Origin of the sequence: Pontibacter indicus (genome assembly GCF_900156345.1) — a bacterium.
GTDB lineage: Bacteria > Bacteroidota > Bacteroidia > Cytophagales > Hymenobacteraceae > Pontibacter > Pontibacter indicus.
Genome location: NZ_FTPP01000004.1, coordinates 289,582 through 306,182 on the forward strand (window position 1 = coordinate 289,582; position 16,601 = coordinate 306,182).

Annotated in this window: 12 protein-coding genes; 9 read left to right on the forward strand and 3 right to left on the reverse strand. The window is 52.4% G+C overall.

All coding sequences use genetic code 11. The features are described 5' to 3' along the window. Window positions 1–128 precede the first annotated feature (128 nt). From B0B12_RS18155 to sigZ, 9 genes are all read left to right on the forward strand, one after another. Window positions 129–1,394 carry a putative DNA modification/repair radical SAM protein gene (locus tag B0B12_RS18155; protein WP_076671852.1) on the forward strand — a complete coding sequence of 422 codons (1,266 nt, stop codon included), beginning with the start codon at window positions 129–131 and terminating at the stop codon, window positions 1,392–1,394. Window positions 1,395–1,491: 97 nt separating this feature from the next. After that, window positions 1,492–1,635, forward strand: coding sequence for a hypothetical protein (locus B0B12_RS20450; RefSeq protein WP_170871910.1), 144 nt, complete (start codon window positions 1,492–1,494; stop codon window positions 1,633–1,635). Between the two features lie 15 nt (window positions 1,636–1,650). Next, on the forward strand, window positions 1,651–2,430 hold the full coding sequence (locus B0B12_RS18160; RefSeq protein ID WP_076671854.1) for a TIGR03915 family putative DNA repair protein: 780 nt from the start codon (window positions 1,651–1,653) through the stop codon (window positions 2,428–2,430). A 216-nt stretch (window positions 2,431–2,646) separates the two neighbouring features. Continuing rightward, the gene (locus B0B12_RS18165; protein ID WP_244554764.1) at window positions 2,647–3,015 is read left to right on the forward strand and encodes a hypothetical protein; all 369 of its coding nucleotides are present in this window, start codon (window positions 2,647–2,649) and stop codon (window positions 3,013–3,015) included. A 495-nt stretch (window positions 3,016–3,510) separates the two neighbouring features. Then, window positions 3,511–5,553 (forward strand): DUF3857 domain-containing protein, encoded by a 2,043-nt coding sequence (locus B0B12_RS18170; protein ID WP_076671858.1) that lies wholly within the window; start codon window positions 3,511–3,513, stop codon window positions 5,551–5,553. Window positions 5,554–5,633: 80 nt separating this feature from the next. After that, window positions 5,634–7,571, forward strand: a complete 1,938-nt coding sequence (locus B0B12_RS18175; protein WP_139337839.1) for a DUF3857 domain-containing protein — start codon at window positions 5,634–5,636, stop codon at window positions 7,569–7,571. Window positions 7,572–7,598: 27 nt separating this feature from the next. Further along, window positions 7,599–9,491: a DUF3857 domain-containing protein gene (locus B0B12_RS18180; protein ID WP_076671862.1), complete on the forward strand. Its 1,893-nt coding sequence runs from the start codon at window positions 7,599–7,601 to the stop codon at window positions 9,489–9,491. Between the two features lie 120 nt (window positions 9,492–9,611). Beyond that, complete coding sequence (locus tag B0B12_RS18185) at window positions 9,612–10,034, forward strand: ArsI/CadI family heavy metal resistance metalloenzyme (protein WP_076671864.1); 423 nt, start codon at window positions 9,612–9,614, stop codon at window positions 10,032–10,034. 170 nt (window positions 10,035–10,204) lie between these two features. Next, a complete protein-coding gene (gene sigZ, locus B0B12_RS18190) occupies window positions 10,205–10,831 on the forward strand; it encodes an RNA polymerase sigma factor SigZ (protein WP_083704295.1) in 627 nt (208 codons plus the stop codon). A 2-nt stretch (window positions 10,832–10,833) separates the two neighbouring features. Here the strand turns inward: sigZ and B0B12_RS18195 are convergent, their stop codons facing one another. From B0B12_RS18195 to B0B12_RS18205, 3 genes are all read right to left on the reverse strand, one after another. After that, complete coding sequence (locus tag B0B12_RS18195; RefSeq protein ID WP_244554765.1) at window positions 10,834–13,035, reverse strand: helix-hairpin-helix domain-containing protein; 2,202 nt, start codon at window positions 13,033–13,035, stop codon at window positions 10,834–10,836. 18 nt (window positions 13,036–13,053) lie between these two features. Beyond that, on the reverse strand, window positions 13,054–13,803 hold the full coding sequence (locus B0B12_RS18200; protein ID WP_083704296.1) for a PorV/PorQ family protein: 750 nt from the start codon (window positions 13,801–13,803) through the stop codon (window positions 13,054–13,056). 461 nt (window positions 13,804–14,264) lie between these two features. Beyond that, a complete protein-coding gene (locus B0B12_RS18205; RefSeq protein WP_170871911.1) occupies window positions 14,265–16,592 on the reverse strand; it encodes a S46 family peptidase in 2,328 nt (775 codons plus the stop codon). Between the last annotated feature and the right edge of the window lie 9 nt (window positions 16,593–16,601).

The window sequence follows — 16,601 nt, forward strand, 5'->3', positions numbered from 1 at the left end:
GTATGCTAATCATATTAGTATATTTTGGGTGTGGATAGCGTGTTGATAACTATTGTTGCTAAAATATTTGGGGTTTGTGCTAATGATTTTGTAATTTTATAACCGTCAAGCAGATAAGAATAGAGCAGATGAACGACAAGATAATAGGTAAACTAAAAATATTAGCAGATGCTGCCAAATACGATGTTTCCTGTTCGTCGAGCGGGGGAAAGCGCAAGAACGAAAACAAGGGCTTGGGCAACGCAGAGGGGATGGGTATTTGCCACAGCTATACCGAAGACGGTCGTTGCGTGTCGCTGCTCAAAATCCTGCTGACGAACTTCTGCATTTACGATTGCGCCTATTGCGTGACGCGCAAAAGCAACGATGTGCAAAGAGCTGCCTTCACGGTGCAGGAGGTGGTGGACCTGACGATCAATTTCTACCGTCGCAATTACATTGAGGGGTTGTTTTTGAGCTCAGGTATTTTCAAGAATGCCGACTATACCATGGAACGATTGGTACGGGTGGCCAAAAAGCTGCGACAGGAGGAGAAGTTCAATGGCTACATCCATCTCAAAACCATACCGGGTGCGAGCGAGGAGCTAATCAAAGAAGCCGGTCTGTACGCCGACCGCCTGAGCGTGAACATTGAGCTGCCTTCGGAGCAAAGCCTGCAGAGCCTGGCGCCGGAGAAAAACTATACCGAGATCCTGTTGCCGATGGGGTCGATCAAAGACCAGTTGGTGCAGGCCAAGGAAGAAAGCAAACTGTTTAAAGCAACTCCAAAGTTCGCGCCAGCCGGACAGAGCACGCAGCTGATTGTGGGAGCCACCGCCGAGAGCGACCGCCAGATCCTGCAGCTCTCAGACCAGCTTTACAAAGGGTATAGCCTGAAGCGGGTGTACTATTCGGGCTATGTGCCGGTGAGCACCGACAGCAGGTTGTCGATCATCACGGAGCCGCCCATTATCCGGGAGAACCGCATTTACCAAGCCGACTGGCTGATGCGCTTTTATGGCTTCGATGTGAAGGAGATTCTGGATGAGGCCAACCCGAACCTGGACCTGGACATCGACCCGAAGCTGGGCTGGGCGCTGCGCAACCGGCATTTCTTTCCGGTGGAGATCAACACCGCCGACTACGAAATGATTTTGCGCGTGCCAGGAATAGGCGTGAAATCGGCAAAGAAGATTGTGTCGGCCCGGCGGTTTGCGCCGCTGCACTTCGACCACCTGCGCCAGATGGGCGTGGTGCTGAAGCGGGCCAAGTATTTTATCACCTGCCAGACCAAAAGCCTGCAGCGGCAGGACTTTGACTCAGAGCAACTGCGCCGCCGCATCTTGTTCGGCGAGGGCTCCGTGCGAAGTGCCTTGCTGACGCAGCAGCTCGACTTGTTTCGGCAGGTAGGCTAGAAAAATAAAACGTGACATGGAAGAGGGGAGAGAAGAGCATCAAACAGAGTTGTGTAACCAAAAAGATCATACATCATTTCAAACCATTCAGAAGACCATGAGAAATTCTACTAAAGTTGCCCGTGTTTCCTGCTGCTGCAAACTCAACATGCTGGTGCCGCATCTGAAGAGCCTATCTTCCAGAATGCAGACCGATGGCAAACGCGACAAAGGCCGCGTGAACTTCAGCGCAAAGCAGTAGTCCGCATACTTGCCGATGTACTTCTATACCTACGACGGTTCTTTTGAGGGGCTACTCACGGTGGTGTTTGAGGCCTACGAGCGCAAAGCCTGGCCCACCGCCATCGAGCCCGAGCAGCTGGCCCAACCCTCCATGTTCGGCGAGACCGTGCGGGTGGTGACGGACGAGGAAAAGGCCAACCGGGTATGGCAGGGATTGAAGAAACGACTGTCTGTCACGGCGCAGGAGTCGCTGTACTATACCTACCTGTGGGAGCAGACCGGCTTTGAGCGGCTGATATTCGATTACGCCCGACTTGTGTTTGACTCGCCGGAAAGTGTGGAAGGAAACTACACGGCGCCCTTTATCCTGCAGGTACAGCAAATCCACAAGCAAGTGCACCGCGAGAAACACCGCATGGAGGCCTTTGTGCGCTTCCAGAAAACAGCCGATGGCCTGTACTACGCCAGCATCTCGCCCGACTTTAATGTGCTGCCTTTGATCGTGCGCCACTTCGAGAAACGCTACGCCGATCAGCGTTGGGCCATTTACGATGCTTCGCGCCGGTATGGGGTCTACTACGATCTGAAGCACACCAGCTTTGTGCAGCTGGAGAACCCGGGCATAACGCCAAAGCAACAAGGCAAGCTCAGCACCGACCAGTTCGACGAAAACGAAACCCGTTATCAAATGCTCTGGCAGGTATACTTTGACCACGTTAACATTCCGGAGCGAAAGAACCCCAAACTGCATTTGCGCCACATCCCGAAGCGCTACTGGAAATACCTATCCGAAAAACAGCCAAGATTACAGTAAAAGGCTGTGTCAGTAACCTCTTGTTAATCAGGCTTGTTTCATAACAAGGCTTATACCTGTATCCTCCTCACTGATATTTTTTCGCAACACAGGACAACCCGAAAGCCAATTTCGGAGTATACGTGTATATAGATATTTTATGAAAATCATTCAGCCGGTGTCCGTTTTAAGAAGCGGTAAGTGTTGTCGGCTGTAAACATGATTTAAAAAGGCACAATGAATTCACGCATACGAAAAAAACTTATTCAAGTAGCCCGCGGTCGCGCTCACCTGATGTCGTTTCAAAACCTGATACTGGAAGCCGAACTGGGCCTGAACCTCGAGAACAACTACGAGAAAGCACAACTGAACGACGTCATCGACGAAATTTCTGAGGCAGAACATGCTGCGGGCCGCCCGCTGCTGAGTTCGCTGGTTCGTATCAAAGGCCGCCAGAACCAGGGCGACAGTTTCTTTAAACTCTGCGAACGCCTCGGCTACGGTGACTGGAAGAGCCTGAAGCGCGACCAGGAGTTCCTGGAGAAGCAGCGCGAGACCTGCCGTGAATTTTGGCAAGACAGCAAAAATTTTTCATCCTTCCTGTAATACTGTGCAAAGAGGCGGGCCCGCCTTCACTCCCTGGGCCCGTTTCTTTGCCGATTTCACTCTTGTACACTTATTGGTAGCAGGGCTATGATTAATTTCATGGCCCTGCTTTTTTTATGTCCGAAATGGTTGGGTAAAAACAAGTTCAGACGAAAGGCCCGCATCTGACTTTTAATTAAAAAGCACAATACAGTGCGATGTGCTAATCACATCTTGGAAGCTTCCAGCTTCTGGCACTTTGAATAATACTATTGAAGTAAAATGCTGCATTTGTATAGGTATAGGCCCTGAACAAAGCAACGAAAGTGTATGACAAAACAGGCGCTTGTTGAAATTCAAGACAAAATTTTGATTTAGAGTTGATAATATAGAATAATATTATTTGTTTTATATATCGGTCTGTTGAACTGCTTTATAAATGATAGTACCCTTTTATGAAGTCCTTAGACAAACTGCAACTTCATAACATATCATGTAATAAATCCTCAACAGCCTATGAGATTACAAACTTCTACTCTATTCTTTTCCTTTGTTTTGTTAGTTAGCGCGGGGCTCTCGCCACTGTTTGCTCAGGACTTGCCAGCCAAGTTTGGCAAGGTGGATGATGAAACGCTCAAAATGCGCATGTACGACCGGGACACAAGTGCCGCCGCTGTTGTGCTGTCAGACTACGGTTATTCCTACTTTACTTACAACAAAGGTTTCAAAGTCGTATTTGAGCGACACACACGCATTAAGGTGCTGAAGAAGTCGGGTTACGACGTAGCCAATATATCGGTGCCTTATTACCAGCGCAACGCCAAGAAAGAAAGCGTCTACAACATCAAAGGCTTCACCTACAACCTCGACGGTGGCAAGATGACTAAAGACAAGCTGGAGTCGAAGGCGGTGTTTGACGAGCAGACAAACGAAAACTGGTTTGTCAAAAAGTTTACGATGCCGAACGTGAAGGAAGGTTCTGTGATCGAGTACTCTTATACCATCACCTCTGACTTTCTCTACAACCTGCGCGAGTGGGAATTCCAGAGCACCATTCCCGTAGCGTATAGTGAGTACAATGTGCGTATTCCAGAATACTTTCACTACAAGCAGGAGCAGCAGGGCTATCTACGATTCGACGAGTCTACCAAGACCCGATCCAAAGATAATTTCACTGTTACTTGGTCTTCGGAGTTAACGCCGGGCGTGGGGGGCGGCCGCACTTCGGCTGGGTCCGGACAAATAGAGGCAAGCAGCGACATTTATCACTGGGTGATTAAGAACGCTCCCGCCCTTCGCCCTGAAAAGTACATCACCACACTGCGCGACTACCAGTCTAAGATCGATTTCGAGCTGCAATCAGTTAAATATCCGAACCAGCTGCCTCAAATTATGACAGGGAATTGGGACGATGTGACAAAAGACCTGCTGATGGCCGAAAAGTTTGGTAGCCAGCTGAACAGAAAAGGCTTTTTCAAGGCTGAAATAGCAGCCATCACTGCTAAGCACACCAATCCTGAGCAGCAGATGGTCGCAATCCACAACCTAGTGAAAAGCAGCGTGAAGTGGAATAACAAATACGGCATCTACGCGTCCGGCCCCATCCGGAAAGCATTTGAAAACCGAAGCGGAAGCGCAGCCGACATCAACCTGATGCTGACAGCCATGCTGCAAGACGCCGGACTGAATGCAGGACCTGTACTGGTGAGCACCCGGGAGCACGGTCGTGTTCCACAGGCTTCCCCTATGCTCAACAAGTTCAACTACGTGATCGCGCATGTGCAGCTCGGTGACAAAGAGTATCTGCTGGATGCCACAGACCCGCTGCTGCCGGTAGGAATGCTGCCCGTGCGCAGCTTGAATGGACAAGGGCGCCTGATCAAGAAAGACGATCAGCGCTGGGTGGCGCTCACACCGACTGGTAAAATCACGAAATTCTTTAACGGTGAACTGACCGTCAACCCGAACGGTAGCTTGACAGGCAAAGTGTCCGAGTCGAGTGGTGGGTACGATGCCCTGAGCATACGCCGGTCCATACTGGAGGATGGCAAAGAGAAATACGCCGAAAAACTGAGCAAGGAGGTTGGTAACTACAAAGTTGAAAAGCCGAAGTTCCACAACGTGGACGACTTGGACAAGGCTTTGAACATCAACTATAGCCTGACATCCAGCGGCAGCAGCCAGCCCGTCGATGTGATCTACCTGAACCCGATGCTGGGCAATGGCGAAAAGGAAAATCCTTTCAAATTGGAGGAGCGGCTCTACCCGGTAGATATTGCCGTGCCCATCGACTATACCCATGTCATCAAGTTTGTGATACCGGAGGGTTATGAGGTAGAGGAGGCGCCCAAAGGAGCCATCGTCTCGCTGCCTGAAGATGGGGGCAAGTTCATGTACATCGTGCAGCGAGAAGGAAACGTGCTGCAGATCATGAGCAAAATAAACATGCTCAAGCCTGTTTATTTTGCCCCTGAGTATCCCTACCTGAAAGAATTCTACAGCCAGATCGTGGCCAAGCATGCCGAACAGATCGTGCTGAAAAAGGTATCGACCAACTAATCATTTTGCAGCACAAGCTGGGGTGAGTGTATACAAGGCGTAAGCTGGTGTTTGCGCTCACCCTCTTTTCTACATATTTCATGAAAGCAAAGCATACATTTATTCTGGTCCCGATCCTTTGCCTGTCGGTACTGCAGGTCTTTTCGCAGTCCGGTCCTTACAAGTATGGGAAAGTGCAGGAAGAAGAACTCTGGATGCGGACCTACGACAAAGACACTAGCGCGGCAGCCGTTATCCTGTCTGATTTTGCCGTGTCGCACTTTCGACTCAACGGTGACGTGAAGCTCATCACGGAGCGCCGCACCCGTATCAAGATCCTGAAAAAGACAGGCTATACCTGGGCAAACGTGGAAGTGCCCATGTACCAGAACGGCAGCAGCAAGGAGACCATCACGGGTATAAAAGGCTATACCTACAACCTGCAGGATGGCAAAATCATAAAAGACAAACTGGAGCCTAGTGCTGTATTTGAAGAGCGGCAGTCGGAGTACCGGCAGACCAAGAAATTCACGATGCCGAATGTGAAGGAGGGCTCCGTGATTGAGTATTCCTACACCGTCAATTCAGACTTTATTTACAACCTGCGCGACTGGGAGTTTCAGAGCACGATCCCTACCGTTTGGAGCGAATACAGGGTGAAGATTCCGCAGTACTTCGACTACAAAACCCTGCAACATGGCTACCACGGGATTTACGAGCCCAAGGACAACTATGATACGAACCGGGACGGGTACCGCTGGGTGATGGTAGACCTGCCAGCGCTGCGTCCGGAGCGCTACATTACTACCCTGACCGATTACCAAGCCCGCATCGAGTTTGAGCTTCAGATGCTGCATGTGCCCGGAGAGGAGTCTAAAGTGATGACGGGTGAATGGGGCGAGGTGATCAAGGACCTGTTGCGACAGGAGCGCTTTGGCAGTCAGCTGAACCGTAAAGGCTTTTTCAAAGGAGACATTGCCGCCATCACCGAAAAAACCACAGCGCCAGAACAGCAGATGAAGGCAATCTACGAAATGGTGCAGCAGCAAATGAAGTGGAATGGCAAGTACGGCATTTATACGACCGGTACGCTGCGCAAAGCCTTCGACAACAAAACGGGCAGCGCCGCCGAAGTGAACCTCCTGCTCACAGCGATGCTGCAGGAAGCCGGACTGGACGCAGCGCCTGTGCTGGTGAGCACCCGCGAGCACGGCAAGGTATACAAAGGCACGCCCATGCTCAACAAGTTCAACTACGTGATCGCGCACGTCAACCTGGGTGGCCAGTCGGTGCTGCTGGATGCCACGGACCCGCTGCTGCCGGCCGGTATGCTGCCCATGCGCAGCCTCAACGGCGAGGGGCGACTGATCAAGGCCGGTTCAGACCAGTGGGTTGCGCTGAAGCCTTCGGACAAATACCAGCGGGTGTATACGGGTGATCTGACCATTCGTGAGAACGGGCAAATTGAAGGCGACGCGACAGAGGTAAGTAGTGGCTACAGGGCCTTTTACCTGCGCAAGGAGGTGAAAGAGGAAGGCGAAGCCAGTTACACCGAAAAGCTGAACAAGGAGATCGGAACCTTCAAGTTCAGCAGCCCTGCTTTTAAAAACCTGAAAGAACTAAACAGCCCCCTCGAACTCAAGTACAAGGTTTCTGCCTCAGGAAGCGGGCAGGCGCAGGATATGATTTACCTCAACCCGATGCTGGGGCAGGGAGAAAGCGAAAATCCTTTTAAACTGGAGCAAAGAGCCTACCCGGTTGATTTCGCCTTCCCGATCAGCGAGACATTTGTCTGCCGTTTCACCATACCGGATAACTACGAGCTGGACGATGTGCCTCATAATGTGAAAGTAAGCCTACCAAACCAGAGTGGAAGCTTTATGTACGTGGTGGAGAAACAAGGCAATGTGGTGGAAGTGCTCAGCAAAATTGATATTTCAAAACCAGTTTACTACGCGGCCGAGTACCCACAGCTGAAAGAGCTGTATGCGCGCATTGTAGCCAAGCACGCCGAACAAATTGTTCTGAAACGAAAATAAACCCAAGACGATCTGAATCCGATCATCATGAAAAGAAACTTACATAAACTGCTGCTAATGATGCTTTGGTTGGTGGCCAGCCCCGTGCTGGGCGCTGACCCTGACCTGCTGAAGGGTGCCAATGCCATCATCAACCAGGAAGAGAAGGTGTTTACGGTACACTCGCTCAGCAAGGGCACCACCCATGTCAAGCGCATAGTAACCATCTACAACGAACACGGAAACGACCATGCCAAGCTGTTTGTGCACCATGATAAGCTGAACAAAGTCGACTTTATTAAGGGAACCAGCTATGACGCGAACGGGAAGAAGATCAAAAGCCTGAAAAACAGCGAGATCAGGAACGTGAGTGCTTCGACCTCTGACAATGAAGTGCTGGATAACCGGATTATGATCGCTGAACTGACCCATCGGGTATACCCTTACCAGGTAGAGTTTGAGTATCAGACCACCTCCAGCAACATGCTCTTTTACCCGACCTGGGTGCCGCTCAGCAACAGCAAAACCTCCGTTGCCAAAGCCTCTTTTCAGGTGATGATGCCAAAAGGGATGAAACTGCGCTACCGTGAGAGTAACCTGGCGGAGAAAGCGAATCAGTGGTCTACCGCTACGCATGACATGTACAGCTGGCAGGTGAGCAACCTGACGCCGGTGGAGGGCGAGCCTTATGCACCCCACATGCTTGAGTTGCTGCCCATGGTGCGCACGGCCCCTTCCGACTTCGAAGTACAGGGCTACAAAGGCAACATGGATACCTGGGAAGCCTACGGGAAGTGGATCAACCAACTGAACCAAGGGCGCGATGCCTTGCCTGAAGCCACGAAAGCCAAGTTGCAAGCCATGGTAGCCGGAATTGAGGACCCGGTGGAGAAAATCAACAAGGTATACCAGTATCTGCAGTCGAACACGCGCTATGTCTCCATTCAGTTGGGGCTGGGTGGTTGGCAGCCTTTCGAGGCCAGCTTCGTCGACTCGAAGGGCTACGGCGACTGCAAGGCGCTCACCAACTACACCAAAGCCATGCTGCAGGCGGTCGGCATTCATTCCATCTACGCCCTTGTGAACGGTGGGGCCAATGAGCGGGCTGTGCTGACCGATTTCCCGAGCAGCCAGTTTAACCACGTAATCCTGAGTGTGCCGATGAAGCAGGACACGCTTTGGCTGGAGTGTACGAATCAATTTGAGTCAGCTGGCTTCTCCGGCAGTTTTACAGGCGACCGCCATGCGCTGCTCATCACGCCCGAAGGAGGCAAGCTGGTAAAAACACAGAACTACACGGCTACAGACAATGTGAAGAGCCGACTGGCCACTGTGAAGCTGGACGAAAGCGGCAATGCCGTAGCGCAGGTCCAGACCAGGTATACCGGTATAGAACACGAAGATCACCGCGACGTGATCCATCACCTCTCACCCGAAGAGCAACGCAAATGGCTGTACCGCAGCATCAGTATCCCGGCCTTCGATCTGAAGAGTTTTTCCTTTGATCTGAAAAAAGGACGGATGCCAGAGGTGAACGAAAAACTGGAGCTCAGCCTGCGGCAATTCGTGACGGTGAGCGGTAAACGCATGTTCCTGACGCCTAACCTGATGAACCGTTGGACCAATGTTCCCCAGAACACAGGCAAGCGGAAGTACGAGGTCGTGCGCTCGAGTGCCTATACCCATGTTGACACGATCGTCTACGAGATGCCGGCCGGCTTCGTGCCGGAATTTAAGCCAAACGACCTTTCCTTCAGCACAGCGTTTGGGAAGTTTGAGTCGAAAGTTACGATTGAAGGAAGCCAGGTGACCTATATCAGAACACTGCGGATGGACAAGGGCCGCTACAAGCCCGAGGTATACGCAGCTATGGTGGCCTTTATGAATGATGTCTACAAAGCGGACCAGCAGCAGGTTGTGTTTGTGAAGAGTATACAGTAAACAGTTCGTTCAGACCTATTAGCAGCCCCACGAAATTTTTTTTTTCGTGGGGCTGCGTCTTTTCAGGCGTCCCGCCGTCATCAAGGTGTAAATCAAACATCACCTTAAAAAGACAAAACCATGAAAAGATTTCACGTGAACGTACGCGTCAAGAGCCTGCACGAATCCCTTGCTTTCTATACTGCGCTGTTCGGCGCAAAGCCCACAGTTGTGAAAGAAGACTATGCGAAATGGATGCTGGAAGACCCGCGCATTAATTTCGCCATTTCGCTGCATCCCGAAAACGCAGGTATAGAGCACCTAGGCATACAGGCCGAGAGTGAGGAGGAGCTGGCAGAGGTATACGGTCGTTTGAAGCGGGCTAAAGGCGCCATTCGGGAAGAGGGGAAATGTACCTGCTGCTACGCCAAATCCGAAAAATCGTGGATAACCGACCCACAGGGCGTAGACTGGGAGGCCTTCTATACCTTCGGCGAATCCACGGTGTACGGCGAAGGAGCCAACGCCCGCACCACCACGACTGACGAGGTAACTGCCCATTAGTACAAGATAAAACGAGTGAACATCTCTGTCTGCAGGTATAGCGCTATACCTGCAGACAGAAGTTTTTCTATTTGACTAAAACGAGTAGGCTTATCCTGGCTTGGTTTTGTGTTTTCTTCGTAAATTGATGTGTGTTTTTGCTTGCACACTAGCCGCTCAATCGTTGCGCCATGGAAAAGAAAAGTTGCCATACCTGTTCCGGAACCCAGGTGATCACCCCGGTGGATTCCTGCGCTGCCGTAGCGCCTGTATACCTGGAGTACGAGGCCAAACTGCGCGGTTTTGTTTTGAAACGGGTACGCGACAAAGACGAGGCGAACGACATTTTACAGCAGCTCTATGTGAAGCTCTACAAAAACTGCGAGCAACTGCCCGAAGTGCGCAACCTGAATGCCTGGCTCTACCAAATTGCCCGCAACGCCGTCTACGATTATTACCGTGAGCAAGGCCGTAGCATCCCAATCGAAGACGAAAGCCGACTCGAAGAGCAGTTTGTGCAGGACGCTCCACAGCAGGAATCCGAGAGCCTGGTGCTGCCCCTCATCAACATGCTGCCTCCCGAATATGCCGAGCCGCTGCGCCTGAGCGAAATAGAAGGCATCAGCCAGAAAGAAATCGCTGAGCGATTGGGTATGTCTTACTCCGGGGCCAAGTCGCGGGTCCAGCGCGGACGGGAGAAACTCAGAGAACTGTTTCTAGAGTGCTGCCATCTGGAACTCGACCGAAAAGGCGCTTTGGTAAGCGCTGCCGCCAAGGAGAGTTGCAAGCCCCTGCAAGTGCAGCTGAAAGACAGCTGAATTTAAAACCGATACCTGGTCTGCACCCGGATATCGGACCTGCGCGGTCCCTCAATCATCTCTAGCCCCGAACCGATGGTACGCTGGTTGCGGTAATGCGTCAGCGCATATTTCACCCACACATCCAGGCGGCGCATCGGCCGGAACTGCAACATCCCATACAGGCGAGTGCCGCGGCCATGAAAGGCAGGTATAGAAAAGGCATAGAGCACATCCCGTTCAAAGGCATATTGGCGGGTTTCGTAGTCGTCGGTGTCGAAAATGGCGTAGCGGGTGCTCAGGCGGACTTTGCTAAAGTTGAAATTGATATCCTGCGAAATGAAGTACCCCGAAGTTTGCGGTGACTCCAACTCAAAACTGCTGAACTGTACGCGCGAGCGAAGGTTCACGACTGGTGTCGGCGTAAATTCATAGTACAGGAGGTAGTTCTTGCGGTTGGCCTGTCCCACGTAATCGATGCTGGTGAGGTTGTCGGCTACATTACGGCCCTTGCTTTCGGCGCGGAACTGGGCGTAAAGCGAACTCTGGCGGCTGGGGCGGAAGAGGAGGCGCAGTAGGTACTCGTCGCCCTGCGAAGGCGCATCGACACGGTAGCGCAGCCACGGAAAACGGAAGCGGTCATAATACGCTGTGAGCTCCCACTTGGCAAAAGGCTTTATTTTGATGCCTGTGTAGAATCCCTGTTCGTTGATGTTACGCGTCCCCTCGCCAAAAGCATTGCCATAGAAGGTATGGAAATCGCGGGCGTAGTAGCGGTAAAGCATGGCCAGTTCCACTTTGTTGGAGAGGTTGGCGGTCAGGCCGTTCACCGTGCCCATACCGCCGCTTTTGGAGATAGCCGTTTCGCCGAACAGGTAGACGTTCTGCCAGGTATAGGCATAATTCGCGCTGATGTTGTAATTGCTCGTGCCGCCGAACTCAAAACGCTGATAGGGCTGTCCCGCTTTCTGGATGGGGGAACTGTAACTGGTCGCCATGGCCGTTATACCTGCCAGCAGGGTGCGGTTGCGGCTCTGGTACGTGGCATTGCCACCGATAATCTGCTCGCCCACCCGCTTCCGATTGGCCAGTTCAGTAGGTGTGCGGTGGAAGCCCGTGGTCTGTATACCTGTAAAGAAATCCCCGAAGTTATCCAGCGTGTCGAGCTGTGCCTGCAGGTTGGCATCCACGCGTTTGCTCGAGTAAAAACCCGTTACACCCATACGTCCTAAGGTATAGGTAGCCGCAGCGCCACGATAAAAAGCATGCTCCAGCACCGAGCTGTAAGGGCGTATACCTACATTCGGCCGACTCACGGTCGTAATCGTCTCGCTGCCCTTGCCCACCGTGTAGCCCGACGAAAGCAAGAGGCCCTGACCAAACTGCAATTGATAATCGCCCAGCGCAATCGTCTTAAACCTGCCTTTGTTGTAGAGCTGCAGATGGGCCGAGTAAAAGTCGAAACCGTATCGGCGGGTGGCGGGATCCCAGGTGAACTGCTCACCAGCGTCTTTCTCGGCCGTGAAACCCAGACTATAGTCGCGGGTATGGCTGACACGGTAGCGCATCAGCACCTTGTCAGGAGAACCGAGGTAGCGGGTGGTCGAGCGGCTCGTGGTGTCGACGGAGGTATAGCCGCGGCGCTGTTGCAGGGTGCGTTCGTAGCGGAGGAGCAGGGCGTTGTTGTCTTCGCCCACGATGCGCTGCCAGAGCGGGCGCTGGTCGGCACTGAGGCCTGCATCCTCCACCCGCACAAAGTAAACGAGTTTGTAAATCGTGATCAGGTCAAAATCAGGAATAGCCTGCAGCTCATAGATGCTCAGCAAAGGGCCGTTTTCGCGGATGTGCCGGAAGAAGGAAGCGATTTGCGGGCGCGACAGGATGTAAAGCGAGGCCAGTTCTTCAGGCGTAGTGCGGTTGAGGTCGATGGGGCGCTGAAAGTACTGGAAAAGCGTTTCATAAAAGTCTTCGTACGGCACATTCTCGTCTTCCTGCTGCGCGAAAAGCTCCTGCACGAAAAGGTCAAAGTCGAAGGTTTGGCGTGGGTAATCCTGCGCCTGACTTGGCAGCCAGGTGCAAAGCAGCAGAAAGAACGTCGCTATACCTTGCTTTGCAGCAGTTGTAAGCCCATTTGTGCTATACCTGAAACTTGCCGCTATATCTGCCAATTGGTTTGCAAACCACAGCTGCAAACGATGGGCACTATACCTGAAGCTTTTTGCCATACCTTGCTTCATGGGCATCTACTTTTGAAAGGTATAGGCTAAGGACAAATGGTGGCTCTGGCCAAGCAGGGTGGTGGAGCCGAAAGCATAATCAGCAAACAACTGCCTCGCCCTGAAGCCAAGTCCGAAGGTAGCACGGTTCGTGAGGGTGCTGAAGCCGGAGCGCAAGGCCAGCTTTTCCTGCAAAAGCTGGTATTCTATACCTGCCTTGAAGTTAGCGGGGAAGTCGATGTGCTTCTCGGTTTCGGCCAGCAGGAGGAGTTTCTGGTAAGGGCGGTAGCCGAGCCCGGCTTTCATAATGGTGGGTAGCCGTTCATCGTCGAAGGCGGTCAGCTTGGCCTGGTTGATGTTGTAGGCATAAGCCCCGAAGAAGAAGCCCGGCACGATCTCCGCTTGTCCGCCCACCGACAGCGCCACCGCCTTGCGACTGCCGTACCCTTCCGCTGCCACTTGCCACAGATCCACTTTGCCACCCAGACTGAACTGCCCGAGCTTATGGCCTATACCTAGCCCCACGTGCTGCTGACTGAACAGCTCATCGCCGAAGCGACTCAGGCTCAATCCGTAGTTGCCATACTTGGCAGTGGGGTAGATGGCCTGCAATGCCATGGTGGAGAAGGCCCGGACACCGAACCGATTTTCAGCATAGGCACCCACTTGCGCTTTCTCGAGCCCGGCTATACCTGCCACATTGTTGTTAAGCGCCCACAGGTCGGGCAGCGTGACAGAGGCGTTGCCGAGCGCAGCGGCTCGCGCACCTGCAGGCACATCGGCCTGCGCCTGCGCGAGGCAAGGCAGGAGGTATAGAAGCAGGAAAGAAAGTTTGTTTTGTAGAGGTTTTATTATCCCATGCGAAGCTGCTTTAAAGATAAAGTGCTATGTACGAGGGTGTAGGGAGAGGGTTGTGTCCGTCTGAACCAGCGGGATCAGGACAGGATGGGCATCATCATTGGGACAAGTCGCGATTCGATGTCTCCGACTTAAGAAATGAATACTTCAGGTGTCATCTCGAAAGAATTGAGAGATCTGGATTACTTCAAGGTTTATACAATTTTCAGATTTCTCCCAAGGGTCGAAATGACATAATAATCTGTTGGTGATGTGTGTGCCGATTTGTTCCTTCTGATTGATCAATCCTGTAAATCCTTTAATCCGGTAAATCCTGGTTCAAAACAAAAAGGCGCTGAGGTATTCCCCCAGCGCCTTTGCTATTGGCATGAAGCTTCAGCTTAGTTCTTCACTTCTACTTTAGCTCTTCTCTTGCCGTCTTTCTTCTGGATTTTCACTGATTTTTTACCAGCCGCCAGCTCAGCCTCTGCCTGCTCAACGGCTGCATTCAGCAGTTCCGTTGCGTTATCCGCAGTAGCAGCAGTCGTAGCACCAGCGTCAGCAGGGCCTGGGCTGTTAGTGTCTACGATCGTCATTTCGTTGATCAGGTTGGTGGCGCCGGCGTACTTGTCTACCATGAACAGCACATAGTTGGCGCTCACGTTGATGCAACGCTTGTAGTCCGGATCGTACACGAGGTCACCAGTCATGGCTTCCCAGTTGCCGTCGAAGGCCAGGCCGATCAGCTCACCTTTGCCGTTGATCACCGGGGAACCGGAGTTACCGCCTGTGATGTCGTTATCGGTGATGAAGTTCACGATCAGCTCGCCGTTCTTGTTGGCATAGCGGCCGTAGTCTTTTGCTTCGTACAGCTGCTTCAGCTTGGCCGGCACAATGAACTCATCGTTCGTTGGGTCTTCCTTCTGCATCACGCCTTCCAGTGTCGTGATCACATTGTAAGTCACACCGTCAGCTGGTTCGTAGTTTTTCACAGAACCATAGCTCAGGCGGATAGTCGAGTTCGCATCCGGGTAGTATACCTTGTCCGGGTTCATCTGGCGAAGACCGGCTATGTAAAGGCGGTTGGCACGGGCCAGCTTGGCGTTGCTCTCAGCCAGTTTAGGCGAGATGTTCGCCTGATAATGCTCGATGATGGAGTTCACCAGAGCGAAAGCCGGGTCGTTGGCCAGTTGCTTCTGCGTCGGGTTGTTCAGGAATTGCTCCGTCTTCTGCTTGTTCACTACAAACGAGTTGCTGTAAACATAGTCAGCCAGTTTGTTGAAGTCGCCTTTGTATTTAGCAACCAACTGCTTGAAAGCGTCCGGCTGCTGTTCCTTGGCAATGTCATTGTGGTAGGCTTTCATCATGGCGGCAAACACTTTCTTGTCGGCCGGCATGTAGTAGTCTTTGAAGAAGGTCTCTGCTCTTGGCTTCAGGTCCTCGGCCGCTTTCTTGGCAGCCTCGGCGTTGCCAGACTTCAGGGCATTGTTCAGGGCCGACATACGGTAGGCGAACAGAAGCGCCTCTGTGCCCAGCACGGCCTCGTTCAGGTATACGCTGGCCAGGTTGTACTTCGCAATCTCAGCATAGGCTTCGTTCATTTCTCTCAGCGAAGAACCATACAGTGACTTACGCTCCGGATTGGCATCGGCCCAAGCCTGGAATTTCTTCTCGTCGGCCTGCTTGCCTTCTACGGTCTTCATGCGCTTGATGCCGGCATTCTGACCGATGGAGTACTTGTAATAATTGGCAGTAGAGGCATGCTTAGAGGCATACTGGATGCGTACGGCATCGCTCTTGTCCATCTCTTCTTTCCAGATGTCGAGCTTCTGCTCGCGCAGTTTAATGCGGGACTCGTTCAGCTGGTTCACATCCAGTTTCAGGCCTTCGGAGGTCATGAAACGCTTGGTGCGACCCGGGAAACCGAACACCATGGCAAAGTCGTCCTGCTCCACACCGCCAATGTTGATCGGCAGGTGGTGCTTTGGCTTGTAAGGCACGTTGGTGGCAGCGTAGTCGGCTGGCTTGCCGTCCGGTGCCATGTATACGCGGAACATCGCGAAGTCGCCGGTGTGGCGTGGCCACATCCAGTTGTCGGTGTCGCCACCAAACTTACCTACCGCTGACGGAGGCGTACCTACCAGACGCACGTCGGTGAAGCGCTCGTAGATGAACAGGTAATATTCGTTGCCATTGAAGAAGTCGCGCACGTAAGACACGTAGCGGCCGTTCTCGCTGGCTTCTTTGGCGATGGCCTGCGCACGCTGCGAGGCCAACTGCAGACGCTCTTGCTCTGGCGTGTTGTTGTTGATGCCTTCCAGCACTTTCGCTGTCACATCGTCCATGCGCACCAGAATGTCCACGAACAGGCCTTCGTTTGGCAGTTCCTGCTTGCGGTCTGCGGCCCAGAAGCCATTGGTCAGGTAATCTTTCTCAGGAGTGGAATGCGACTGAATCTGGCCGTAACCGCAGTGGTGGTTTGTCAGCAAGAGACCTTCGGCAGAGATGAACTCACCCGTACAGAAGCCGCCAAACTGCACGATGGCGTCTTTGAGGCTCGAGTTGTTCACGTTGTAGATTTCTTCGGCAGTCAGCTGCAGGCCTTTTTTCTGCATGTCAGCGTGGTTGAGGCGCTTGATCAGCATCGGCAGCCACATACCCTCGTCCGCTTTGGCGAAGGGCGCGCTCAGCGAAACTAAAAGAAGGAGTGAAAGGATTCTTTTTAACATGAAATTATG